Below are 25,851 nucleotides of genomic sequence, written 5' to 3'. Positions count from 1 at the left end.
TGTAAGCAGTCGTATTAATCATCAACAGTCATTATCCTTAGATGTCACCACCGACTCATCTAAGGACATACCATGAGAATACCAGCACTTGTGCTTTTAGCCTTTGCTAGTAATAGCTACGGACAAACCGTAGAGCTAAAATCGCCAGACACACAAATAACAGTAAGCATCTCTGACGAAAACAACACGCCAAGCTACGCTATAAAATTTAAAAACAAAGCGGTTATAAACAAATCTTTACTGGGGTTTGAATTTAAAACACAAGCAGCTTTTAGCGACGGCTTTAAAATTAAAAGCATTGAACAACAAAGCGTTAACTCGCAGTGGCAACAACCTTGGGGCGAACGCCAAAACGTTATTGACGAATATAACGAAGTAGCCGTTACCTTTACAAAAAACGAGCCAAATAAAGGTACCTACACTATTCGATTTAAAGCATTTGATAGTGGTGTAGGTTTTCGATACGAAGTACCACAACAAGCCGGGTTCGAACATACAGAAATAACCAAAGAGTTGACTGAATTTGCAATAAACAATAGCCATGATGCAACAGCATGGTGGATACCTGCTCGTGGCTGGAACCGCTACGAATATGTTTACAACACTACTCCACTTAACGAAGCTCCACTAGCTCACACACCATTTACGTTTAAAACAAGTGACGGTACTCATATTAGTATTCATGAAGCCGCACTTGTTGATTACGCAGGCATGGTGCTTAATCAACGCCGCTCTGGTACGTTCACTGCCGATTTAACACCGTGGTCAGATGGTGTTGCAGTTAAAAAACAAGGTGCTTTTAAAACACCATGGCGCACCATTCAAATAGCCGACAGCGCTGTTGGCTTAGTTAATTCAGATATAATACTAAACCTAAACGAGCCTAATAAACTCGGTGACGTGTCGTGGGCTAAGCCTGGCAAATACGTGGGTATTTGGTGGGGTATGCATATAAACACGCAAACTTGGGGTAGCGGTAAAAAACACGGCGCCACTACGCAAACCACAAAATACTATATGGATTTTGCAGCGCAGTATGGTTTTGATGGCGTACTCGTTGAAGGCTGGAATATTGGTTGGGATGGCGATTGGTATTTTAATGGCGATGTATTTAACTTTACCAAACCGTACGACGACTTTGATATAGCAGCACTGACTCAATACGGCAAAGAAAAAGGCGTACAGCTCATTGGCCACCATGAAACATCAGGCAATGTAAGCAACTACCGTGACCAAATGGAAGATGCTTTTGCCCTTTACGAAAAATCAAACGTAAGCCAAGTAAAAACAGGTTATGTAGCCGATGGCGGAAATATAAAACGTATAGACAAAAACGGTATTGCTCGCCACGAATGGCATGACGGCCAGTTTATGGTTAACGAATACCTTTATAACGTAAAACTTGCGGCTAAGCATAAAATTAGCATTAATACTCACGAGCCAATTAAAGATACAGGCCTGCGCCGTACTTATCCAAACTGGATTGCGCGCGAAGGCGCACGCGGACAAGAGTATAATGCATGGGGTTCACCACCTAACCCACCAGAGCATGTACCAATGCTTGCTTTTACCCGCATGCTTGCAGGACCAATGGACTTTACGCCAGGTATTTTTGATATGAGCTTTAATGGTTTAGGAGGCGATACAAACCGCCCACAAACCACACTCGCCAAACAACTCGCACTTTATGTTGTTTTGTATAGCCCAATTCAAATGGCTGCCGACTTACCTAAAAACTATTTGGCTAAGCCCGATGCGTTTCAATTCATTCAAGACGTACCAACAGATTGGCAGCAAAGTATTGCTATTGATGGTGAAGTAGGCGACTTTATTGTATTCGCTCGTAAAGAACGTAAAAGCACTAAATACTCAGGAAATGATTGGTACCTAGGTGCTGTTACTGACGAAAAAGCCAGAACTGTTGAGGTAAAACTCGACTTTTTAGAGCAAGGCAAAAAGTTTGAAGCACAAATTTATAAAGATGGTAAAAGCGCAGAGTGGAAAAACAATCCGTACGATCTAGCTATCGAAAAACGTGTTGTAACTGCAAGCGATAAACTAATGCTTAAATTAGCCACTAGTGGCGGTACAGCTATTCGTTTTAAAGCACTTTAATATAATGGGCCCCCTGAATTTACTATGCAGGGGTTGATACCTTTATTGGCAAGTATACTTGTGCACTTAAACCGCCTTCTGGGCGGTTTTCTAGCTTTACTTTACCGTCGTGCATATCAACAATACGCTTAATAATAGCAAGACCTAAGCCGCTACCTTCACTGCCGCGAGCTGCATCGCCTTGTTTAAATGGCTCAAAAACAGACTCTAATTCATTTTCAGGAATGCCGGGGCCACTGTCGTTTACAGCAATAACCACGTATTTTTTGTTTGAATTAAAATAGCTAAGTACTTCAATATCGCCCTCAGAATAACGTAGCGCATTACCAATCATGTTGGTAATTACACGCTTAATAGCCACAGAACTTAACGGTATATTGCCTATATTTGGATTACTTTTAAACGTAATAGTACGTTGATGCTGAAGCTCAGAATTAACAACTTCGGCAACTAAAGCATTTATATCTTCGCAGCTTAGCTCATCTGTTTTGTGGTGGCGTAAATACTCAATAAACTGATCGATAATCCCGTTCATATCTTCTATATCGTAAATAATACCTTCACGAAGATAGTCGTCTTCATCAACCATCATTTCGGTGGCTAAACGGATACGCGTAAGCGGCGTGCGTAAATCATGAGACACACCAGCCATTAGTAAACGGCGGTCGTTTTCAAGTGCGGCAATTCCGCGCGACATTTGGTTAAACGCGCGCGTTACTTCTATTACTTCTGTAGAGCCTTCTTCTTCTAACTTGGTAGAAAAGTCGCCTTTGCCTACTTTTACTGCGGCTTGTTGCAAAGCTTTTAAAGGCCTATTGAGGTGCCTTGCAAACAGCCATCCACCCAGCACACTCAAAAATCCAATACTTGATAAGTAAAAAGTCAAAAACTCTAAGTTATTCTCTTTAAAACCTTTAAGCGGTACTTTTACCCAATAACCAGGCGCTTGAGGTGCTTCAACCCAATAGATTAACGGATCTGTTTGACTAATACGTACACGAGAATAACCACCAAGTTGCTCAGTCATGCTACGCGATAGCATAGAATACTCGCGGCTTTGCCCAAGCCCTTGACGCATTGCTTCGCGCTGCGTCATTACTTCAATGCCAGTGATTTCAAAAAACTTTGCAGATACCTCGTCGTTTATTTCAACGCCGTCTTCCCAATCAATAAATACCGTTTTAATTTGTTTAGCGAGCATTAAATTAACTTGCTCAATAGTTGGCTTTACAACGTAAAAACTAACCGTAACATACGACACTATTTGATTGATCAGCAGCAAAGCTGCCACTAAAAATACAGTTTGCCCAAACGCACTACGCGGAAAAAAACCCATATAAATTACTTTTCACCGTCGGGAACAAACACATAACCCAAACCCCAAACGGTTTGAATATAACGCGGGTTGGCTGCATCTACTTCAATCATGCGGCGAAGTCGTGACACTTGCACGTCAATACTTCGTTCAAGCGCACTGTAATCACGACCACGCGCTAAGTTCATTAGCTTATCGCGGCTAAGTGGCTCACGCGGATGCGAAACCAGCGCTTTAAGTACTGCAAACTCACCACTGGTAAGTGATATTGTTTTATCCCCTTCACTCATTTCTCGCGTTGCCAAATTAAGCGTAAATTTACCAAAAGCGATTAAGTTTTCTTCAGCAGCAGGTGCGCCTGGTACTTCTTTTGCTCGGCGACGTAAAATGGCTTTTATGCGAGCAAGTAGCTCTCGTGGATTAAATGGTTTTGGAATGTAGTCATCAGCGCCAAGCTCAAGACCAATAATACGGTCTACTTCGTCGCCTTTAGCGGTAAGCATTACAATAGGGATTTCGTTTTCTTTTTGACGTAAACGGCGGCAAATAGATAAGCCATCCTCGCCTGGGAGCATTAAATCAAGAACCATTAAGTGAAAGTTTTCTCGCTCTAGGAGTCTATCCATTTGCTCCGAATTACCTGCGGTTCTAACAATAAAACCTTGCTCTACTAAGTAACGTTCAAGCAAACTGCGTAAGCGCATATCGTCATCAACAACTAATACTTTTGTGGTTTCGTGTCCCATAATCTCTTTCTTATTTTTATATCCAATTACTAGTTAATATAAATGAAAAACTTAATAATCAAAAACTAATTACTTGCTTAGATTGTTACTGAACATTTCAAAGCTTACTTACTCGTACTTTATTACATTTTACGCTCGACAAGTTTTGGCAAATTTAATAACGTGCACACCATTAGAGTTAATAAAGAATTCACCATGAAAACAAATTTAGTTACCCGTGAAGGTTACTTACAATTACAACAAGAACACGACCAACTATGGAACGTTAAACGCCCAGAAGTAACAAAAATAGTTAGTTGGGCAGCCAGCCTCGGAGATCGCTCTGAGAACGCAGACTATCAATACAACAAGCGTTTGCTACGCCAAATTGACCGTCGTGTACGCTATTTACGCAAACGCATACCTGATTTAAAAATCATCGACTACTCTCCCGTGCAAGATGGGAAAGTATTTTTTGGTGCATGGGTCGAAATTGAAAACGAAGAAGGTGAAACTAAAAAATTCAGAATTGTCGGACCTGATGAAATTTACGACCGAAAAGACTACATATCGATAGACTCACCTATGGCGCGGGCGCTGATTAAAAAACAAGTAGATGAAGATTTTGAGGTACCTACTCCTCAGGGTAAAAAACAGTGGTATGTAAACAGTATCGATTACCAAAAAAAGAAATAAAAAGTTTTGATTCAGATCATGTTAACTTTTGATTGTGTAAATTAAACCAATAAGCTATAACTGAATTATTCAAGTTGATTTGTTTAATTTGAAAGCAGTTAATTAAGGTCGTGGTTATGTCAAACATAGTACAGCGCATATTAAATAATGCCGTATTGTTTGCACTTTTAATGAGTGTAAGTTTGACGCTGCATGCCAGTAACACTGAAGTCAACCTTGATAACGCTAAACTATCTAATCACTTTATTGCTTGTGACATTCCTGACCAAGCAAACCTCGATTTTGACGTAGACTCTCACGTTAATACTATTACCTTTAGGTCGCCTCAACCACTTCCTAATGTCGTAGATTCTTTTTATAAGAGCACCAACCTAAACAGACCTTTTAGCACTGCGTACCAACGCGGACCACCTAGCTATTTAATTTAATTCATTATTTTACAACTTAATTAAATTTTATAACTACTAAGGTGACTACTATGTCTAACTTTAAAGAATTACGTACTCAAAATGTTTCTCACGGCGTTATTGCAAGCACATTTGCAGATGACCAACCTTTGATTGATTTATCATCTCCAGCACTAAAAATGGTAAATAACTTTACTCAAAAAACGCCCATTCGCGCAGAGCATACAACAACGATTACAGATGCACTTAAACAAGTTAGTGCACAACAATCTGATTTTGTTTTAGTAACCGACGAGAACCAAAAATTGATTGGTCTTGTTTCTAGCGCCGATTTACAAAGCTCTAAAATTACTATTATTGCAGAGCGTTTAAATACCCCACGAAGTGAAGTAAGCTTGCGCGATATTATGACGCCAATTAGCCGACTTACAGGTGTAAGCATGCAAAGTTTAAGCTATGCATGTATTGGTGATGCGCTGCAAACAATGGAGCATCAAGGTGTAATGTTTTTATTAGTAACAACAGCAAGTAGCGAAATTTGTGGTTTAATTTCAGCTCGCCAAATAGCTAAAACATTACATATTCCACTACATATTAGCCCTATTGCTCACTCTTTCAGTGAAGTATTAGAAAACATTGAGCATCCTCACTAGGGCGCTCTTTTAGTTGAATTGATTTACTCCCCTCCCAACCATCTTAAAGCAAGTGAAATAGCTTGCTTTAAGAGCTTTTTATTACTACCTCCTGTGATATTATTCAAGCAATTAACGGCGCCAGTAACACGCTTCTGGTCTTATTTTATTGTATAAAAAGGTTTTTGCATGAGCGATATCTCTGCACGTTTAGCCGGTGAGTTAAACGCACAGCAGCAACAGGTTGTTGCAGCTACAAAATTACTTGATGAAGGCGCAACTGTTCCTTTTATTGCCCGCTACAGAAAAGAAGTTACCGGCGGCCTAGACGACACCCAATTACGCCTTTTAGAGCAGCGTTTATCGTATTTACGTGAACTAGAAGAGCGCCGTAGTTTTATTTTATCGACCATCGAATCGCAAAATAAATTAACGCCAGAGCTAAGTGCCGATATAACTAATGCACAAAGTAAAACTGAACTTGAAGATTTATACCTACCTTACAAAGCTAAGCGCCGTACTAAAGGCCAAATAGCAATTGAAGCAGGTTTAGAGCCACTTGCAGATGCACTATTTAAAGATGCTAACCTTGACCCAGAGCAACAAGCAGATCAATTTGTAAGTGCTGAAAAAGGCTTTGCAGATACAAAAGCTGTACTCGAAGGCGCTAAATTTATCTTGATGGAGCGCTTTGCTGAAGACGCAAAATTACTTGCTAAATTTAGAAGTCACATAAGCCAAAACGGCGCAATTGAAAGCACTGTAATTAAAGGCCAAGAGCAAGCGGGTGCAAAATACCGTGACTACTTTGAGCATCAAGAACTTCTCAAAAAAGTACCTTCTCACCGCGCGCTTGCTATGCTTAGAGCCCGAAATGAAGGTGTACTTCAGTTAAATGTTAATCCAGAGCCTAGCGCTGAAAATTCAGCGCAACTATGTGCCAACATGATTGCTGACCATTACCGTTTAGATATTAAATATAAAGCGGCAAGTCCTTGGTTATTAAACGTTGTGCAATGGGCGTGGAAAATTAAGTTAGGATTACACCTAGAGAATGAATTTTTTGCAGCAATGCGCGAAAAAGCAGAAGCTGGTGCAATCGACGTATTTGCTAAAAACTTAAAAGATTTATTAATGGCAGCACCTGCAGGCCCCCGTACTACTTTAGGTCTTGATCCAGGCCTTCGTACTGGCTGTAAGATTGCCGTTGTTGATAGCACAGGTAAATTACTAGCTACACAAACTATTTTCCCTCATGCACCACAAAATCATTGGGATAAATCAGTGCGTACGTTAGAGCAACTTTGTCGTCAGCATAAAGTTGAGCTAATTGCGATTGGTAACGGTACTGCATCACGCGAATCAGATAAGTTGGTTGCTGAGCTTATGAAAGCAAACAGCGAACTTAAGCTTAGTAAAATTATGGTTAGCGAAGCGGGTGCATCGGTTTACTCAGCTTCTGAATTTGCAGCTAATGAATTCCCAGATTTAGATGTTTCTATACGAGGGGCTGTCTCTATTGCGCGCCGCCTTCAAGATCCTCTTGCTGAACTTGTTAAAATTGAGCCAAAATCAATTGGTGTTGGCCAATACCAACACGATGTATCGCAAAGCCAATTAGGCCAAAGCCTTATTTCAGTAGTTGAAGACTGTGTAAACTCAGTAGGCGTAGATTTAAACATGGCATCGGTACCGCTACTTACACGCGTATCTGGTTTAAACAAAACATTAGCGCAAAATATCGTTAATTATCGCGATGCTAACGGCACATTTACTAAACGTAGTGAGCTTAAAAAGGTTGAGCGTTTAGGGCCAAAAGCATTTGAACAAGCGGCTGGTTTTTTACGTATTAACAATGGTAGCGATCCTCTAGATAACTCATCAGTTCACCCTGAAGCTTATCCTGTTGTTAAACGTATTTGTGAACGCAATAGCGTCGATGTCAGTAACCTAATTGGTAACAGCGACTTTTTAACTAAACTTGCTGCTAACGATTACACTGACGAAAAGTTTGGCTTACCAACCGTTACCGACATTATTACTGAGCTTGATAAACCAGGTCGAGATCCTCGCCCTGAATTTAAAACAGCTGAGTTTAAAGCCGGTGTTGAAAAAATTAGTGACCTAAAACCAGGTATGATTTTAGAAGGCGTGGTTTCAAACGTTGCTAATTTTGGTGCGTTTGTTGATGTAGGTGTACACCAAGATGGCTTAGTGCATATTTCAGCAATCACGAATAAATTTATATCAGATCCGCGTGAAGTTGTTAAAGCTGGTGATATTGTAAAGGTTAAAGTTGTTGAAGTAGACGCTGCACGTAAACGTATAAGCTTTACTATGCGCTTAGATGACGACATTGACACAAGTAATAAGTCAGCAGCGCCAGCTACGCAAAAACCACAAGCACGTGCTAATAATTCGCAACTTCGCGCTGCAAAGCCTAAACGTGACAACGGTAATGCGTTAATGGGTAATGCATTTGCCGATGCGTTCGCTAATGCTAAAGTGAAAAAATAATAGTTGTACAGCTAAGCTAAAACGAAAAAAACCGCGTAAGCGGTTTTTTTGTGGTTATGTTTTGCTAAATTATTAACTTAACGCTGAAAAACTACTTTGGCTCGCTGGCGATGTAGCCATTTGATAAAAGTTAGCAATACGCCCCGCCCGTGCCTCAACATCGGCATCACGTGTTTGCTCATCACTTTTAGCTGTTTTTGTATCGTTGCTTTCATCGCTAGAGAATGAAGCTTCAAGCTTACTTTTTGCGTCTTCGTCGTCTTCTTTTTCAGGTTGTGCAAGCTCAGCCTGAGCCGCTGCTAGCTTTTGCGTAGCATCTGCAGCAATAGAGCGATCAGCTCCCGAAGGCTCTGCAGGCGCTAATGCGGCAGCGCGTACCGTTTGCATTTTGTCTATAGTCGCTTGCGGATCATTGGGAACTTCAGATACATCTATTTGTACTTCTCCGCCAACTGCGTAGTTAGTACCATCTGGGCCACGTTGATACTCATAGCTTGGCGAGCCAGCATGTTGCCCACCTACAGAAGCGTGCGCTTGCTCGTGTATTCGTACTTCAGTATCTCGTGCTTTTAGCTCTGTAATTTGTTGTTGTTCTTGTTCTAATTGCAGCTCTTCTTGCTCAGATTCTTTTTTCTCAATTGCTTCACTTTCTTCCTCAGAGCCCTCAGGGTTTTCTGAGTTTCCATCGCGCTGCTGAACTGACTTTTCGTCTGCTATTTTTCCCGTTGCGTTATACGTCGCACCATCGCTACTGCCTGGTAATTTTGCTTTTTCAGAATCACTTTGCGCTTTGGTTTCTGTATTGCTTGCGCTACTAGATGCGGGAGCAGGAATAACTTCGCGTAGTTGGTTGTCACGCCGTGCAGTTTCCGTATAAACATTTGCAGTGTTTATATTGATAGACGGAAATGGCGTGACAATATTCATAATACTAAACTTTAATATCGATTAACGTGCCAAGTACATCATCGGCCGTTTGAATTGATTGCGTATTTGCCTTGGCATTAAACTCTTCAACTTTTAAGTTAACAAGCGCTTCATCAACACGAGCTGGCTGTGCTACAGGTGCAGTAATAGCTTCTTCAGGGCGTGCTGCTGTAAGCTGACGTTGCTGCGCTAATTGTGCGTCATCTTGCTGTTCTATACTGGCACGGTTAATCTCAGCACTGGCCTTTTCAATACCTTGGCTAGCTCGATTAAACCCTTCTACACCACTATTAAATACAGATCCGATTGGCATATTAAAACCTCCACCAAATAAACATTGTTTAATTATCGCTCAGGTTCTGATCAAAATAAAGCTTTAAACAGCGCTATTATTAGCTCTATTTTAAAGCATTGATTTAACGACAGATAAAAACTCACTTTTATGAGAAATAAATGGCGCGTGCGACGCTTTATCTAGCACCTCGTATTCAAACTCAGTATTTAGTACTGACATTTCACTAATTGCTTTATAAGGCACTAAGGCATCAAGTCGGCCAAATACTCCTTTGATAGGTACTGGGCAATGAGCAAATAAATCACGTAAATCGTCGTTTTGTAAAATATCTAAACCAGCACTCAGGGCGTCGCTTTGTGGTGCGCTGTACTGATTTAGTAATTGTTTAAGCAGCTTTATATCATCACGCGCCGACTCGCTACCCATCGCTTGAATAGCTAAAAAGCGCTCTATTGTTTTTTCTCGATGATTAACTAACTGCTCTTTAAACTGCGCCAATACATTCGCTTTTATTCCGGGCCAATTATCTGCCTCCGCAAAGAAAGGAGTCGATGCAATTAAAATAACTTTTGATACTTTTTCAGGCCAATGCTTAGCAATATAAAGTGCAAACAATCCACCTAACGACCACCCCATTAAAATGCTCTTCGGCTTTAATTGCTTACTTAAAGTTTCTGCTGCATCATGCAAAGTATAAGGGCTTGGGCAAACATGGCTATTACCAAACCCAGGTAGGTCAAGGCTACGTACACTTCCTGAATATAAAAACTCAAGTTCTGGCTGTACTAACTGCCATACGCCCTGATTCATTCCCCAACCATGTAATAACACTAACTCATTTTGCATATTTGCCTAACCTTTACCAAACTTAGGCTCATCATAACGTTTAAAAAGGCGATTGCAATGCAAGGAGCGAGTCAGTGAAGCAAGCCATTTTAAATTGGTTATTTCCCTCTTATTGCGTGCAATGTCAAAATACGATTACGACCTCTTTAGGGCTTTGTGATTATTGCCTTGAAGATTTACCATTGTTTGATTTTAGTAAGCATAAGAATTTACTGCATCGACCCGATATTGTTGAGATGTTTCCTAATTGCGAGTTTGATAAATTATTTGCCTGTGCTTTTTATCAACCTCCCTTTGAACATTGGCTTAAAAGGCTAAAATTTAATAATCAAATTCATTATAAAAAGGCATTGCAGCAAGTTATACAAAAACAATTAACGCAGTTTTTTGAGCAAAGCCCTACTTTGCCAGATACCTTTATTATTTTACCTCTTCATAAAAGCCGATTCATTACTCGCGGGTTTAATCAGGTAAGCCAAGTTTGGCAACCATGTTTAGCTAATTACGCATCAGTGAGTAACGTACTTATTCGCAATAAAAAAACACAAGCTCAGTCGGAGCTATCTAAAGCAAAGCGTATTAAAAACTTAAAAAATGCCTTTATTTGTACAGAGGATATGGGCGGTAAAACAGTCGCTATTGTTGATGATGTGATGACGACAGGGGCAACATTAAACGCAGCTACTAGTGCACTAAAACAAGCAGGCGCTAAACAAGTGTGGGCTTTTACAACTTGCTTAACGCCTATTTAATTATTAAAAAGTATTATACCAATCCGCAATAATACTTAATCATTTTACGGGGCTAAACGTGTCGCTACCTGAGTTAAAAAATTCTCATTTACGACTGCATGGATGCAGAAGGTAGAGCAATGCAGGAGCAATTGCCGAGAACAACTAAATAGCGAATTTTTTGCCTAGCTATCAACACGTTTTTCCATCCTCAAAATAGATCACTTAATTTAAGCGAATTAGTATTATTCGCCATTTGCACGAAACGTATGGCCAAAAAATAAAGCGTTGCTTAGTAGTCGACTAGTCCCATACCAGTAACCTCTAAATACAGGGTCATCGGTCATGCCTATTACTGTACCTCGTCCGTATGAGTGAGCAATTAAGCCTGCGCCGCCAGCAACTTGCTCAACATTAACGGCATCGGTAAAGCCTGCCAATAATGGATTTTTAGTGTAGGTAAGTACATTTACGAACGGAGCATCGGAAGCTTCTAGCAACCAAGTACTGTTTTTGAATACGGGCAATGTATTACGCTTAAGTGAAAATGTAAGCGGATGAGTTAAATCTACATTAGTATTAAAAATAGCACCTGCAATGCGTTGACGTCCTGCTAAATGATCTTTATCGCCATAACTTAAATCTGTCGTTTTAAATGCACTTGCTACATCTTGTCGTGATAGATAGCTTGCTTTGAGTAATTGCTGATCAGCTAAAAATTTAGCGCCGCCTTTGTGACCCCAAATAACGCCGCCTTTTCTTACCCAGCTTTTAATAGCCACTTTGTCGGCATCAGATAAGCTATTGTAATTGCCATGAGCAAGCACAATATGACTGTAGTCACTTAACTCGAGTGAACTAAAGCGATTCATTTCAACAATTGTTGGTGCAACACCTACAAAGCGATCTAGGTAATACCACACTTCGCCGACTTCGTACTGGCTTGCGCCTTGCCCGCCAATAAGCAGTGCTTTTGGAGCACTAACAACCGCCATTGATCGCGACCCTAAATCGGCTCCTTTGCTTGTTAAACCTGATGTAATAGGTTTGATTGCAATACCAAACTCATTTTGTGCTTTATTTAGCAAGGTAATCCAATCTGTATTTGTTTGTAGTCCAGCCGGTATAATAATACTTCCAGGTTTAAAATTAATTTCTCCTGATGTTGATTTAGCCGTTAATGCTTTTAGCGCTACACGTGCTTTTATACCTTGCTGTAATAAGCTATTTAACATTTTAGGTGCTAAATAATCATCCCACGAAAAACCAAATGCGTAACCTTCGGTGAGTGAAGAAAATGATGGGGTTGCTACTTTTTCCCATGCTTTATCAGCAACCTTTAATCCCCAACTACTTTTAACTTTAGAAAATGGCAAATTAAACGCATGCGCTAATGTCCAGCCAGATACATCGTAAAAAGTATTATCGGCAAAGTTTTTTTGCTCACTAAAAATCGCTTTTACCAAACGATATTGTGGTTGTGCTAATGGTACAAAATAGCTATGTGTACTGAAATTCTTACCATCTGCTTTTAATGATTTAGTAAGTGGGTAAGCGTTAATTTGATGCTGCTTTAACAATTCTAAAAAGTGCATAATACGGGTGTTGTCGCTTGCACCTTCAACAACATAACCTTCAAAGCTTTCATCGCTGGCTAAATCAGTAGCTTGATTGTAAAACTTAGCCTGGTAATCAAGTAATGCTTGGCGGTTATCAACTGCTGCCTTAAAGGTAGATAAACTCGTTAACAGTTGATTTTTAATAGTGAAAGGAAAGCTCAAAGGTCCATTTATGGTGTCTTGAATATGTCCGCGAGAACTTGCTTGTTCAAATAAAATGCCTATGCCGCCATTTACATCTGGGTAAGTTGAGCCTTTCCCATAGTAAAAATCGTCAAAGCTTTCTTCTGTAAAATAAAGTGCATTGTTTTCATCTAAGGTTTTTGCATGATAGTTGGCAATTGTCTTTGTTAAGGTAACATTTTCATCAGGTGTTATAGGGTGCTTACGACTTGGAATACCTGGTTGAAAAAAGTAACTGCTGTTTGGACCCATCTCATGAAAGTCAGTTAAAATATTTGGTTTCCACTGATGAAATTTAGCAATACGTGCACGCGATTCAGGATGCTGTAGCAGTAGCCAATCGCGATTTAAATCAAACCAATAGTGGTTAGTACGGCTGCTAGGCCAGTTTTCAACATGCTCACGGGTTTTAGGGTCACTTGATAAATTCATGCCTCGGTTACTGTTGGCCCAATTAGCAAAACGAGCAAGCCCGTCAGGATTAAGTGAAGGGTCGAGTAAAATAACCGTGTTATTTAATAGCTCATCTATTTCAGTACCTTGTGCAGCAGCTAAATAATAAGCCACCAGCAATGATGAGTTACTACCTGATGACTCATTACCATGAACGCTATAACCCATCCATACAACGGCAGGATCGTCTTGTGCTTTACTACTGTTATTACTTAAGTGTGCTAAGTGAGCTTGGCGTGTCTGCTCTATGCTTGATAACTTATCAGCAGCAGTAATTGTTAGCATTACTAACGGGCGTTGTTCATGCGTGCGGCCAATCACCTCAAAATTTATACGGTCGCTTTTATCAGCAAGTATTTCCATATAACGTACGAGCTGATCGTGTCTCACGTGCCACTCTCCTACTTCATAACCGAGTACTTGCTCAGGAGTAGGAATTGAAGGGTCAAATTTTACATCTTGTTCAAAATAATACGAAAGTGGCTTAGCTACACTTGAAAAGCTAAGCAACACCACCATTAATGTTAATACCAAACGCATATAAATCACTCAAAAAATGTTCGTTGTTTGCACGCTACCATTGCTTAAAATAGATGCCAACTTTTTACGCTCAACACTAGCCGCAACACGATGAGCGGAGTATGATACGCAGTATCCGAGTAATTTAGTCAAGTATAGATGGTTTTATGATTTCTATTTCCGAAACAGCGCAAGCGCATTTTGCTAAACTATTAGCAGATCAATCACAACAAACCAATATTCGTGTGTTTGTTGTAAACCCTGGTTCATCACAAGCGGAATGTGGTGTGTCTTATTGTCCAGAAGACGCTGTAGAAGCGAGCGATATTCGCCTAAACTTTAACGGTTTTGATGCCGTTGTAGATGCTGAAAGTGCTCCATTTTTAGAAGAAGCTGAAATCGATTTTGTTACCGACAAAATGGGTACTCAGTTAACGCTAAAAGCACCAAATGCAAAGGCGCGTAAAATAGGTAACGATGCATCGTTAAACGAACGTGTACAGCACATGCTAGAAACCGAAGTAAATCCACAACTTGCTAACCACGGTGGCCAAGTAAGCCTTGTTGAAATTACAGCTGCAGGTATTGCTATACTTCAGTTTGGTGGTGGTTGTAACGGTTGTTCTATGATCGATGTAACGCTAAAAGAAGGCATTGAAAAAGAAATGATAGCTAAGTTTGAAGAAATCACCGGTGTTGCTGATATAACAGAGCACGAAGCGGGCGATCACTCTTACTATTAGGCCTTCTAAATGCTAAAGCAGCTTATTTATCGCTTAGGGAGCAACCCTAAGCTGAGCTTAAAGCGCTTTTTTCGCGGCTTAGCACTGTTTGTGCTAGCCGTGATATTCATATCTATTGGGTATTACACTCACTACAGCTTACAAATAATTGGCGTTATAATTTTACTCCCCGCATTATTTTTTGCCGGTTGGGGCTACTGCGGTATTTTTGCTAATCGTTTTTCACAAGTTTTAAAAGATATGGGCCCTAAACACCACGACCCCGATCTCTGGAAATAAACCATTTATTTATACCAACCTCCATATATATTTGGGCAATTTATCGAATTAAATCACTCTATAACGTTGTTAAAAATTTTTTATTTAGAACAACTAGATACAAAAATTTTTGCCTAGTTCTAGCGCAATTTCCTTATCGTTAAATAGACCCCATATATAAGCAGATTAGTATTAGTTTAATCCAGTAGCTGATTATTTATTTTTAAGTGGTGATATTTAATTATTAATGTAACCCCGCGCATTAACATAAAACAGCTCATAGCCAGCCATAACCCGTTATTTTGCAAGTCTATAAACACCCAAAACACACCAAAAAAGCCAACTCCAGCTGAAAGTATCATACTGTTACGCATGTTCTTTGCTCGCGTAAGCCCTACAAAAACACCATCAAACAAAAAGCAACTCATGGCCAAAATAGGCAACACTATTAGCCATGGTAAATAGTGTGTTGCCTCTTGAATAACCTCTGGCACATTGGTTAAAAGCTTGATTATACCGCTGCCGAATAATGCAAAAAAAGCGCTATATAAGACGCCAAAAAGCATGCCCCAAAATACACTTATTTTAACCCAAAGCTCTATATTTTTAACGCTTCCTTGGCCTTTAGCTTGCCCTACTTTTGCCTCAGACGCGTAAGCAACGCCATCAAGAGCAAAACTCACCAACATTAGAAAGTTAAGTAAAACAGCATTAGCAGCTAATGTGGTTTCGCCTATACGCGCTGCGTAAAACGTCATAAAACTAAAGCATAATTGCAGTATTAAAGAGCGAATAAATATATCTCTATTCAAACTCAATAATTCAGCCATTTTGCTAATACTCAACCAATTCGGTACATTTAGATCAATGTCTTGTTTTTTAGCTAGTTTAACCACTAAAAACAGTGCAAATACTAAAGCCGTATAATCAGCAATAAGTGAAGCCCACGCAGCGCCTGCAACTGCCCAATCTAAATAAACAACAAAATAAATATCGAGTACTATATTAACGATATTAGTGACGAGTAATAAATAAAATGGGCCTCGACCATAATGCACACCAAGCATCCAACCCAGTAACACTAAATTACACAATGCTGCTGGAGCACTAAAAATACGAATGCTAAAATACTGATACGCTTGGATAAGTACATCGCTATTGGCGGCGGAGAGGTAAGCAATAGCGTGCTTTATTAATGGGGATAACACAATTAATAGCACAGCCACTGCGCTTGCAAGCAATAAGCTTCGTTTAAGTAGAGCGGCAAGTTGGGTTAAATCGTTTTTTCCATATGCTTGTGCCACGAGCCCCGTGGTGCTCATTCTTAAAAAACCAGCCAGCCAAAATAAAATAGATATAACTGCAGAGCCAAGGGCAATACCCGCTAAGTAATGAGCGCTTCCTAAGTGCCCAATTACAGCGGTATCAACAATTCCTAACAACGGCACTGTGATATTTGATAGTATCATCGGACCCGCTAACAACAGCAAGCTTTTATGGTGTGCCTTATTATGTATAAGAAATTGTTTCATTTAGTATTATTTATCCTCATTAGTGTATCTGTGCGGGCTCAAGCAGCCGTTATTTTACAGTATCATCATGTTAGTGAAACCCTACCCGCTGTAACGAGCGTTAGCGCCAATACATTCACTAAACATTTGAGCTATTTAAAAGAGCACAACTTTAACGTTATTCCTCTTAATGAGTTAATAAGCGCACTTCAGCAAGGTGAAACCTTACCTGATAAAACTGTCGCCATCACCTTTGATGATGGTTATAACAATAACTATGAACAAGCCGCGCCTATTTTAGAAAAGTTTGGCTACCCGTACACTATCTTTGTAAATCCTAAATTAATAGACGAGAGCATGAGCTACGTAATGGGGTGGGATAAGCTCAAAGAATTATCTAAAAAAGGGGCATTAATAGCCAATCATAGCGGACAACATGATTACTTACACCTTAAGCTTGAAAACGAAACCGATGCACAATGGCAATCACGTATTAAGCAAGATATTATTAGCTCTCAAAAGCGTATAAAAGAAGAAATAGGCCACGACTATAAATACTTAGCATACCCGTATGGTGAGTTTAATAACGAGCTGCAAGCACTTGTGACAGAGCTTGGTTTTGTGGGTATTGGTCAGCACTCCGGCGCTGTAAATAAAGACTCTAATTTTAGCCGCTTACCGCGTTTTCCTGCATCAGGCTTTTACAGCAAACTAGAAACTCTTATTACTAAGCTTAACTCACGCGCATTTAATATCACCAATTTAACTTATCAAGATAGCGTTACACAACAAAATCCACCCACGCTCACAATTGAATTTAAAATGGGTGACTTTCATAAAAGCCAATTTGCCTGTTACGTATCAAGCGTAGGCCAAGCAGATTTAAAATGGGTAAATAAAAATACAGTCGAAATAACCTCACCAAAGGTGCTTAATAAAGGGCGATCTCGTTTTAATTGTACGGCCCCTTCTATTTCTAGCCCTGGTGATTATTTTTGGTTTTCGCAGCCTTGGGTAATTGAAGCGCCTAAACCTTAACTGCCTGATGTAATAGTCGCTGGGTTATTTTATCCAGCGCAACTATCTCGTCCGTTGCATTTAACTCAGCGGCAGCCTTAGGCATACCCCATACCACCGATGAGTACTCATCTTGAGCCAAGGTATACGCACCGTTTTGTTTTAGTGCAAGTAATCCTTTTGCGCCATCACTCCCCATCCCTGTTAGTATGGCTGCAACTACGTTTTTAGCTCCTGTCTCAACTAATGAGTTAAACAGCACATCTACCGCAGGTTTATGTCTGTTAACCGGCTCGCCATCATCAAGCTGGCAATACAAGCTAACACCTCGCTTTTTAATACTTAAATGAAAACCACCTGGTGCTATATAAGCCCAGCCAGTGCTAAGCTTATCGCCATGTTCAGCCTCTTTCACATTTATCGTGCATGTACGATTCATTCGCTCAGCAAATGAGGCGCTAAACACAGGAGGAATATGCTGAGTAATTACAATGGGCGGGCAATTTTGTGGCATTTTAATAAGTACTTCTTTGATAGCCTCAGTACCACCCGTTGAAGCACCTATCGCAATTACTTTATTAAGTAAAAATTGAGAATGGGTATTAATAGGCTCATTTGTGACGACCGTTTTTTTATAGCTTCTTACTCTTGCTCCAGCAGCTATTCGCACCTTTTGTTGAACAAGTGATGCATATTGGCTCAATTGCTCTCTTACGTTATTAGTAGGCTTAGCTATAAAATCAACAGCCCCTAATTCGAGTGCCTCGAGTGTAATAGGAGAGCCTTTTTGGGTCAGTGTTGAAATCATCACTACTGGCATTGGTCTTAATCGCATTAAGTTTTTTAAAAAACTAATGCCATCCATTTTTGGCATTTCTACGTCGAGCGTTAATACATCAGGATTTAACTTTTTTATCATTTCGCGAGCTTCGTAGGGATCCTCAGCGCTCCCCACTACCGTAATATCTTTAGCTTGCTGTAATATTTCAGTGAGTAAACGCCTAATTAAGGGGGAGTCGTCAATTATTAATACTTTAATCATGCATACTCCTAAAACAGCTCTATATCAGTTACTACTTCTTGCTTTTTAAGGTTTTGTAAGTAACGGACTTCGCGTTTTTCAATCGTATTATTATGTAGGTTTTTAAGTTTTTTCATATGAACTTTACCGGTGTTCGGATGAAAAAATATTTTTCGTGGCCATGGTCCACCCATATCGTGGGCAACTAGATTTAATGCCTCTTCTTTAATATACGCCGCTGCAAAACTAATATTACCCAGCCCTATATCAGTCATCGCACTAATAATTTTACCCCCACCAAAAAGTTTTACTTTTAGGTTACGGCGAGATGCACCATTTTTTAAAACTTCGTTTATAAGATACTCCATAGCCCAATTGCCATACCGACAACTTAAACTATGCGCATTCTTAAGTTCTACTCCCTTTTGAATTGGTAACATAAAGTGATTCATGCCCCCAATCCCTAGTACTTCATCGTAAACACAAGCCGCAATACACGAACCCAGAACTGTAGAGATCAGCTCATTATTTTTAGAAACATAAAACTCACCCGGAAGCACTTTAGCAACAACGCTACCTCGGCCCGAGTCCCAATATCGTTTAATATGTTCAAAGTTAGGTAATACCGGCCTAAACTCTGCGTGCATTTTGTCCCTTTTGGTACATAGTTTTCCCTAAATTTTTAAATTGCGTATGCTCTTTTCCCATACTTTCTGAGTGACCTAAAAACAAATAACCTTGTTCATTTAATATATTGGCGTAACGCTTAAAAAGCTGATCTTTTGTTTCTTTATCAAAGTAAATAACAACATTACGACATAAAATAAGATCAAATGATCCTTTCATTGGCCAATCTTGCAATAAGTTTAAACGCTTGAATGAAATAGACTCTTTTAGCCTATCTTTAACTTTATAGTTTTCACCGTCTTTACTTTTTAAAAACCAACGCTTAAGTTGCACGTCATCTAAGCCGTTAACATTCGCTGCGGTGTAAATACCCTTTTGTGCTTTTGCCAATACATTAGAATCTAAATCGGTTGCTAGTATTTTTACATCCCAATTGCTCGGAAATGCATTATTTAAAGTCATCGCCAAACTGTAGGGCTCTTCTCCTGTTGAGCAACCTGCAGACCAGATTCTTACTCGCTTACTATTTTTATTTGCCTTTAAGAGAGCAGGTACAAGCTCAGATTCTATAAATTCAAAGTGGTGTATTTCACGAAAAAAAGACGTTAAGTTAGTTGTTATTGCATTAATAAAGGCATCAAACTCCTGATCTTTATGGCTATTTAAATACTCTAAATAGGCTTTAAAGTCAGTTAGTTTTCGCTCTCTAATACGTCTTGCTAAGCGTGAATAAACCATCTCTCGCTTATGCTCACCTAATACAATTCCACATGCGCTATAAACTAAACTGGCAATTTCTTTAAAGTCGCGGTCGGTACACAAAAACTCTTTCATTGTTCGCTCTCAATTTAGCCTGCCAAATAATACCTCGCTGTGATTATGTATTCAGCGAGGTATATAAGAAGATTGGTTGTTAAAATTCTTCCCATTCATCAGCAGAGTCTACAAAGTTATCGCCTTTGGGTTTATTACTTACAAAACTGCTTTGCGACTTATGAGATAATTTAGGTGTGCGCATAGTCGGCGAAATCATCGCCATCTCTTGCTGACCTATTGAGAAAAAGTTGAGTAGTTGGCGCATCTCATTAGCTTGCTCAGCCATAGACTCGCCAGCGGCAGAGGCTTGCTCTACTAAGGCGGCATTTTGTTGCGTCATTTCGTCCATCTGTGAGATGGCGGTATTAACTTGTTCAATACCCGCACTTTGTTCCTCAGATGCCTCTGTAATATCAGAAATCATTTGCGTCACTCTTTGTACCGATACAACAATCTCTTTAAGTGTAGCGCCCGACTCATTAACTAATTGAGAGCCATCAGCTACTTTGCCTACACTATCTCTTATTAACTCTTTAATTTCTTTCGCTGCGCCTGCAGAGCGCTGTGCTAAATTACGAACTTCACCTGCAACAACCGCAAAGCCTCGACCTTGTTCACCAGCCCTTGCAGCCTCTACTGCAGCATTAAGCGCTAATAAGTTAGTTTGAAATGCTATTTCGTCAATGACACCAATAATATCTGCAATTTTCTTGCTCGACTCATTAATTGCCGACATGCTCGTAACTGCTCTATTTACAACCTCACCACCTTGAATCGCCTTTTCGCATGTTTCTTCTGCTAAATCGTTTGCCACTTTTGCGTTATCAGCATTTTGGCGAACGGTGCTAGTCATCTCTTCCATGCTCGACGCTGTTTCTTCAAGTGACGAGGCTTGCTCTTCTGTACGTTGGCTTAAATCAGCATTACCTTGAGAGATTTCCTCTGCACCACTGGCTACAAGCGTTGCCGATGAATTAATGCGATTAATCACTTCCGTTAACTTATCTGCCGTAGCATTAGCATCGCGTTTGAGTTTATCAAATGAGCCTTTATATTCTTTTTCAACTCGTTTTGATAAATCACCATTTGCCATCGCATCGAGCATACTGCCCGTGTCAGCAACTGCATCATCAACTATTTTAACTAAGCTATTTAGCCCTTGAGCCAAACGTAAAAAGAATCCTTCCTTGCCTTCTTCCGCGACTCTTATATCTAATTCGCCATTACCAGCAGCGCTAATAAGTTCGGCTATTTCTTTTTCAAGCGCAACCTCATTGGTCCTATCTTCCCACTCAACAATGGTGCCTAAATGCTTTCCATCTTGGCTAATCCAAGGTGAAGCAATCAAGGTGAAAGTGACACCCGCTAAAAGTAATTCGGCTTTATGAGGCTTATCGAGATTTTTTAATAAATCGCGCTGATGATTAGGGTGCTTATGAAAATCATCAACACAGGTGCCAATTAAATTATCAACAGAAAAGCTTGGTAATACAGTTTGTAATTCTTTTTCGCGGACTTTTAGCATTTGCTGAACACGATCGTTCACAAATACTATATTAAGGTCTTCATCAGCAATCATTACGTTCGCTTGGCAAACTTTAAGCGCATTTGCTAAATCGGCTGCTTTGCGAGATGCTTTTTCAAGCTCTTTTTGTTCAGTAATATCAGATGCGTATTTAATCACTTTAAACGGCTTGCCGTTCATATCATAAATTGGGTTATAAGATGCTTGAATCCAAACCTCCTGACCCTGCTTCCCTATTCTTAAATATTCCCCTGAATCAAATTCACCACGACCTAGTTTGGCCCAAAATTCTTTATATTCGATACTATTTGCATGTTCGGGTTCAATAAAAATCCTATGGTGCTGACCTTTAATCTCGCTAAGTTGATAACCAAGTGCATTTAAAAAGTTATCATTGGCATCAATAATAGTGCCATCTAAATTAAACTCGATAACCGCTTGAGATTTACTTATAGCACTAATTTGCCCTGAAGCTTCTGCTGCTATTAACTTTTGCTCGGTCACGTCGGTGGCAAACTTAACTACTTTTAATACTTGCCCTTGCTCATCAACAATTGGGTTATAAGTTGCTTGGATCCATACCTCAGCTCCACCTTTTGCATTACGCTTAAACTCATCTGAGATAAACTCGCCATTACGCAGGCGTTGCCAAAAGTTCTTATAATCGTTGCCCTGAGCTTCATCTGGGTCAACAAACATAGAGTGATGCTGGCCTTGAACCTCTTCAAGGCGATAGCCCATCGCGTTTAGAAAATTCATATTTGCAGTAATTATTTTTCCGTTAGGTTCAAACTCAATCACCGCTAATGATTTATTCAATGCGTCTACAATTAAATCATTACTTGATTTTGACTGCTTTGGATTACTAAACCATCCCATGCTCATCACCACCTTTAAGTTTATTATTCATTTAGTTTCTATTTGCTAAATATTCATTGTTTTTTGCAGGTCAATTAGCGCTACCATTTTTTCACCAACATTCACCAACCCAGCTACATATTCACAATTATTCGACTCAGATAAACTAGGAACCGCTTTCGCATCTTGCTCCGCAATACTGTAAACATCAGAAACGGCATCAACAGCAACACCTATAATTTTACTACCTAGTTCAAATTCTATTTTAACAACGATAACCACCGTTAATGGCCCATAGTCGACACTTGGTAATCCAAAGCGCAACCGTAAATCAATAATTGGCACTATTGTTCCACGTAAATTAATAACGCCTTTTACAAATTCAGGCGCATTGGGCAGTACTGTAATTTCTTCCCAACTGCGAATTTCTTGTACTGTTAAAATATCAACGCCGTATTCTTCATCAGCCATAATAAAAGTTAAAAACTGTTTTACACCTTGCTGTTGCTGAAGATTTAATTGATTACTTAACTGGCTTTGCTCTGAGCTCATAACGCCTCCAAAGTGGCTTGCGTTTCAATCGTTAATTCTTGGCTACCTGGTTTTTTTAAACCTGAGAGCTTTATTAAGCCGCTAATGTCCACAATCAGCGATACACGCCCATCGCCTAAAATAGTGGCTCCCGATACGCCATCCACCTTATGGTAGTTTGCCTCTAAACTTTTAATAACAACCTGTTGTTGAGACAGTAAATCATCAACTAATAAACCCACCTTTTGGTTATCTGTTTCTACAACAACAAGCAGCGTTTTATCGAGTGATTCAATGGCATTTTTATGATTAAAAATATCGTAGAGCCTTAAAATAGGAATGTATTCGTCCCGAAGCCTCAATACATCAAGGCTTTTACCCACTCGACTCACTTTAGCAATATCAATTTGCAGAGATTCCACAATAGAAATGAGCGGGATAATATAAGTATGCTGAGCCACCTTAACTAATTGCCCATCTAAAATAGCGAGAGTAAGTGGTAATCTAATAGTAAACGTAGAACCAACACCGGCCGCTGAGGTTACTTCTACTGAGCCATTTAATGATTGAATATTTCGCTTAACTACATCCATCCCAACTCCACGACCAGATAAGTCACTTACCTCATCTACTGTCGAAAAGCCGGGCATAAAAATAAGCTCATTTATTTCATCGTCACTGAGATGGTTATCAGCTGAGATTAATTCGTTAGTGATGGCTTTTTCTTTTATTTTTTTTGTATTTAACCCCTGCCCATCATCCATTATTTCAATAACAATGTTTCCACCCTGATGAAATGCATTTAAGGTTACTGTGCCAACGGGATCTTTACCTGCCGCCAGTCTTTGCTCAACAGTTTCTAATCCATGATCAAGTGAGTTCCTCACTAAATGCACCATAGGATCGGATATTTTTTCCATTACTGTTTTATCAAGCTCGGTTTGCTCTCCAATCAACTTTAGCTCAACTTGCTTATTTAGTTTTTGCGCTATATCTCGCACTAATCGAGGAAAACGACTAAATACAAAGTTTATTGGCAGCATACGAATGCGCATCACATTTTCTTGTAAATCACGCGTATTATGGGCAAGTTGCGCTAGACCTTCTTGTAGTAAAGTGATTGTGGCTGGTGTGATTTCTTGTTCGCTAAGCTGATTGAGCATCGCTTGTGTAATAACAAGTTCACCTACCATATTTATTAACGAATCAACTTTATCAATACCAACTCGAATGGAGGTAGACTCTGGTGTACTTGCAGGTTTTTTATCTTTATTAGCAGCGGGTTGCTTTGGCTTACTAGGTAGCTCAGCTACTTTTATTAAATCGGATGTTTCAAGCTCAACAGCTTTAGATATCTCACCTTGATTAGGTTGTATTTGCTCATCATTGCCAAATAAGCCTCCGCATAATTCAATTTTTATGTCGGCATCGTCTTCTACCCATTCAAATACTTCTTTTATGGCTTTTTCATCATGGCTAGTATCTAAAAAAATGCGCCAATGTAAAAAGCATTCATCACTACTTAAATCGGTGATTTCTGGAACTTCATCGTAAAATACTGTGGTTTCTAACTCACCTAGCTCTTCAAGCTCACTGATCATATACAGTGGCTCGTTTCCTGTTTTAAATAAATGATGATGGGGTTTAAAGTCTATTTGATAGGTGTTACTACTTGTTTGCTCTTCACAGCTTTGAGGTTTATTCTCTTGTGTTTCGTTTTTCATTCCAAGTACATGTTCAAATTGTACTTTTAACAAATCTGCCTCAGTTAAATCTGGCTCTTGCTCACCTTGAAGTGCAGCAAGTAAAGCGCGCAAGCAATCCACAGCTTTGAGTAATAAATTGACATGCTCGGTACTAAGCTCTCGTTCACCTTGGCGAATTTGATCCAGTAGTGTTTCAAGTACATGAGTAAAGTCAGCAACGGAGCTAAAGCCAAAAGTGCCACTGCCTCCTTTTATTGAGTGAGCAGCTCTAAAAATAGTGTTGATAGTTTCTAAATCTTCCTCACCTGGCACTAAGTTTAATAGCTCAGCCTCCATGGTATCTAGGCCTTCAAAACTCTCTTCAAAGAAAACTTCAAAAAATTGACTTAAATCTATACTCACACTGCGCTCCTTAGCGAATAACTTTTTTAATTACCGCTAGTAGCTGATCGGGATTAAATGGTTTTACAATCCAGCCTGTTGCACCAGCAGCTTTACCCTCTATCTTTTTTTCTAAGCCCGACTCTGTAGTAAGCATTAATAATGGTGTAAATTTATAACTCGGTAAAGTACGCAGCTCTCGTATTAATGTAATTCCATCCATTATTGGCATGTTTACATCTGAGATCACGGCATCAAAATCTTGTTGCTTGGCAATAGCGAGAGCTTCACTGCCATCTTTAGCTTCGGTTACATCAAACCCGGCAGTTTTTAATGTAAAGCTCACCATTTGACGCATCGATGCTGAATCATCAACCGCTAAAATTCTTTTCATATATACCCCTAACTTTTACTTTCGGTTGTTAAGTATTGGCTTAAGCCAAGTTTATTAATTGTATGCGTTAAGGCCTCGCTACTGCCTACCCATATTATTTTGTGCTGTATAGTAAGTAGGTGTTTTTGTAAGGCGCATAAAAGTTGAATTGAGGCAGTATCAGCAGAAATCACATCGTTAATATCAAGACAGATATCATCGTTGCTATTGAGTTCGTGTAGTAAGTCTTGATGTAGTGTTTCAACTTGCGTAATAGCAAGTTCGCTCGGAAGTTTTAGCATTTAGTAAGTGCATTCCCTGTCAATTCAATTCATAACAAAAGCTTAGCCCTAGTTATTAAAATTGCCATAAAATGCTTAATTAAATTTAACCTGTCGTTAAAATACAAAAAAAGGAGCCTAAAGCTTAATGCCGATCAGTTAAGAAAATGACCGGTTGACCGATCCAAACGATCATGCAAAATCCGTAGTTAGGAAACTAACT

The 25,851-nt window shown here is 39.6% G+C and carries 24 protein-coding genes; 9 read left to right on the top strand and 15 right to left on the bottom strand.

Annotated elements, in window-relative coordinates:
• Window positions 1-72: 72 nt before the first annotated feature.
• Window positions 73-2,115 carry a glycoside hydrolase family 97 protein gene (locus tag I6F54_RS17270; RefSeq protein ID WP_197119887.1) on the top strand — a complete coding sequence of 681 codons (2,043 nt, stop codon included), beginning with the start codon at window positions 73-75 and terminating at the stop codon, window positions 2,113-2,115.
• Between the two features lie 22 nt (window positions 2,116-2,137).
• Here the strand turns inward: I6F54_RS17270 and envZ are convergent, their stop codons facing one another.
• Window positions 2,138-3,451 (bottom strand): two-component system sensor histidine kinase EnvZ, encoded by a 1,314-nt coding sequence (gene envZ, locus I6F54_RS17265; protein ID WP_197142449.1) that lies wholly within the window; start codon window positions 3,449-3,451, stop codon window positions 2,138-2,140.
• Between the two features lie 5 nt (window positions 3,452-3,456).
• Window positions 3,457-4,176: an osmolarity response regulator transcription factor OmpR gene (gene ompR / locus I6F54_RS17260; protein ID WP_002959552.1), complete on the bottom strand. Its 720-nt coding sequence runs from the start codon at window positions 4,174-4,176 to the stop codon at window positions 3,457-3,459.
• Window positions 4,177-4,371: 195 nt separating this feature from the next.
• Here ompR and greB point away from each other — a divergent pair, with 195 nt between their 5' ends.
• From greB to I6F54_RS17240, 4 genes are all read left to right on the top strand, one after another.
• Window positions 4,372-4,851 carry a transcription elongation factor GreB gene (gene greB, locus I6F54_RS17255; protein WP_165739371.1) on the top strand — a complete coding sequence of 160 codons (480 nt, stop codon included), beginning with the start codon at window positions 4,372-4,374 and terminating at the stop codon, window positions 4,849-4,851.
• Window positions 4,852-4,967: 116 nt separating this feature from the next.
• Window positions 4,968-5,279 (top strand): hypothetical protein, encoded by a 312-nt coding sequence (locus I6F54_RS17250; RefSeq protein WP_007584977.1) that lies wholly within the window; start codon window positions 4,968-4,970, stop codon window positions 5,277-5,279.
• Window positions 5,280-5,329: 50 nt separating this feature from the next.
• The gene (locus tag I6F54_RS17245) at window positions 5,330-5,911 is read left to right on the top strand and encodes a CBS domain-containing protein (RefSeq protein WP_024594284.1); all 582 of its coding nucleotides are present in this window, start codon (window positions 5,330-5,332) and stop codon (window positions 5,909-5,911) included.
• Window positions 5,912-6,079: 168 nt separating this feature from the next.
• Window positions 6,080-8,407 carry a Tex family protein gene (locus I6F54_RS17240; RefSeq protein WP_165729077.1) on the top strand — a complete coding sequence of 776 codons (2,328 nt, stop codon included), beginning with the start codon at window positions 6,080-6,082 and terminating at the stop codon, window positions 8,405-8,407.
• 72 nt (window positions 8,408-8,479) lie between these two features.
• On the opposite strand, the gene I6F54_RS17235 is transcribed toward I6F54_RS17240, so the two are convergent.
• The 3 genes from I6F54_RS17235 to bioH form a co-directional block, all read right to left on the bottom strand.
• The gene (locus I6F54_RS17235) at window positions 8,480-9,334 is read right to left on the bottom strand and encodes a putative metalloprotease CJM1_0395 family protein (RefSeq protein WP_165729076.1); all 855 of its coding nucleotides are present in this window, start codon (window positions 9,332-9,334) and stop codon (window positions 8,480-8,482) included.
• A gap of 4 nt (window positions 9,335-9,338) precedes the next feature.
• Complete coding sequence (locus I6F54_RS17230) at window positions 9,339-9,647, bottom strand: hypothetical protein (protein WP_007584971.1); 309 nt, start codon at window positions 9,645-9,647, stop codon at window positions 9,339-9,341.
• Window positions 9,648-9,737: 90 nt separating this feature from the next.
• Window positions 9,738-10,475, bottom strand: coding sequence for a pimeloyl-ACP methyl ester esterase BioH (bioH, locus tag I6F54_RS17225; protein ID WP_024594288.1), 738 nt, complete (start codon window positions 10,473-10,475; stop codon window positions 9,738-9,740).
• Window positions 10,476-10,549: 74 nt separating this feature from the next.
• On the opposite strand from bioH, the gene I6F54_RS17220 reads away from it, so the two are divergent.
• Complete coding sequence (locus I6F54_RS17220; protein ID WP_010554946.1) at window positions 10,550-11,227, top strand: ComF family protein; 678 nt, start codon at window positions 10,550-10,552, stop codon at window positions 11,225-11,227.
• A gap of 224 nt (window positions 11,228-11,451) precedes the next feature.
• Here I6F54_RS17220 and I6F54_RS17215 read toward each other — a convergent pair whose 3' ends face one another.
• On the bottom strand, window positions 11,452-14,001 hold the full coding sequence (locus I6F54_RS17215; protein WP_165739369.1) for a M14 family zinc carboxypeptidase: 2,550 nt from the start codon (window positions 13,999-14,001) through the stop codon (window positions 11,452-11,454).
• Between the two features lie 146 nt (window positions 14,002-14,147).
• On the opposite strand from I6F54_RS17215, the gene nfuA reads away from it, so the two are divergent.
• Window positions 14,148-14,723: a Fe-S biogenesis protein NfuA gene (gene nfuA / locus I6F54_RS17210; RefSeq protein WP_007584966.1), complete on the top strand. Its 576-nt coding sequence runs from the start codon at window positions 14,148-14,150 to the stop codon at window positions 14,721-14,723.
• A 9-nt stretch (window positions 14,724-14,732) separates the two neighbouring features.
• On the top strand, window positions 14,733-15,002 hold the full coding sequence (locus I6F54_RS17205; protein ID WP_002959572.1) for a hypothetical protein: 270 nt from the start codon (window positions 14,733-14,735) through the stop codon (window positions 15,000-15,002).
• Window positions 15,003-15,178: 176 nt separating this feature from the next.
• Here the strand turns inward: I6F54_RS17205 and I6F54_RS17200 are convergent, their stop codons facing one another.
• Window positions 15,179-16,450 carry an MATE family efflux transporter gene (locus I6F54_RS17200; protein ID WP_024591683.1) on the bottom strand — a complete coding sequence of 424 codons (1,272 nt, stop codon included), beginning with the start codon at window positions 16,448-16,450 and terminating at the stop codon, window positions 15,179-15,181.
• 42 nt (window positions 16,451-16,492) lie between these two features.
• Between I6F54_RS17200 and I6F54_RS17195 the strand changes: the two genes are divergently transcribed.
• Window positions 16,493-17,530: a polysaccharide deacetylase family protein gene (locus I6F54_RS17195; RefSeq protein WP_165729074.1), complete on the top strand. Its 1,038-nt coding sequence runs from the start codon at window positions 16,493-16,495 to the stop codon at window positions 17,528-17,530.
• On the opposite strand, the gene I6F54_RS17190 is transcribed toward I6F54_RS17195, so the two are convergent.
• The 8 genes from I6F54_RS17190 to I6F54_RS17155 all read right to left on the bottom strand — a co-directional run bounded on the left by I6F54_RS17190 (window position 17,520) and on the right by I6F54_RS17155 (window position 25,649).
• Window positions 17,520-18,551, bottom strand: coding sequence for a protein-glutamate methylesterase/protein-glutamine glutaminase (locus I6F54_RS17190; RefSeq protein WP_165740891.1), 1,032 nt, complete (start codon window positions 18,549-18,551; stop codon window positions 17,520-17,522). The two genes, I6F54_RS17195 and I6F54_RS17190, sit on opposite strands and share 11 nt — an antisense overlap.
• 8 nt (window positions 18,552-18,559) lie before the next feature.
• Entirely contained in the window at window positions 18,560-19,177 is a 618-nt protein-coding gene (cheD, locus tag I6F54_RS17185; RefSeq protein ID WP_007584962.1) for a chemoreceptor glutamine deamidase CheD, read from the bottom strand.
• Entirely contained in the window at window positions 19,161-19,991 is an 831-nt protein-coding gene (locus I6F54_RS17180; protein WP_165740890.1) for a CheR family methyltransferase, read from the bottom strand. Before I6F54_RS17180 ends, cheD begins: the two co-directional genes overlap by 17 nt.
• Before the next feature lie 79 nt (window positions 19,992-20,070).
• A complete protein-coding gene (locus I6F54_RS17175; protein ID WP_197142439.1) occupies window positions 20,071-22,377 on the bottom strand; it encodes a methyl-accepting chemotaxis protein in 2,307 nt (768 codons plus the stop codon).
• 45 nt (window positions 22,378-22,422) lie between these two features.
• On the bottom strand, window positions 22,423-22,908 hold the full coding sequence (locus tag I6F54_RS17170; RefSeq protein ID WP_007584959.1) for a chemotaxis protein CheW: 486 nt from the start codon (window positions 22,906-22,908) through the stop codon (window positions 22,423-22,425).
• Window positions 22,905-24,995: a chemotaxis protein CheA gene (locus I6F54_RS17165; RefSeq protein WP_165740888.1), complete on the bottom strand. Its 2,091-nt coding sequence runs from the start codon at window positions 24,993-24,995 to the stop codon at window positions 22,905-22,907. Before I6F54_RS17165 ends, I6F54_RS17170 begins: the two co-directional genes overlap by 4 nt.
• Window positions 24,996-25,005: 10 nt before the next feature.
• Entirely contained in the window at window positions 25,006-25,368 is a 363-nt protein-coding gene (locus tag I6F54_RS17160; protein WP_007584956.1) for a response regulator, read from the bottom strand.
• 8 nt (window positions 25,369-25,376) lie between these two features.
• On the bottom strand, window positions 25,377-25,649 hold the full coding sequence (locus I6F54_RS17155) for an STAS domain-containing protein (protein ID WP_002959595.1): 273 nt from the start codon (window positions 25,647-25,649) through the stop codon (window positions 25,377-25,379).
• Window positions 25,650-25,851: the final 202 nt, after the last annotated feature.

The sequence above is a fragment of the Pseudoalteromonas sp. SWXJZ10B genome (assembly GCF_015864475.1).
GTDB lineage: Bacteria > Pseudomonadota > Gammaproteobacteria > Enterobacterales > Alteromonadaceae > Pseudoalteromonas > Pseudoalteromonas arctica.
This window is presented reverse-complemented; position numbering and strand designations above follow the sequence as displayed.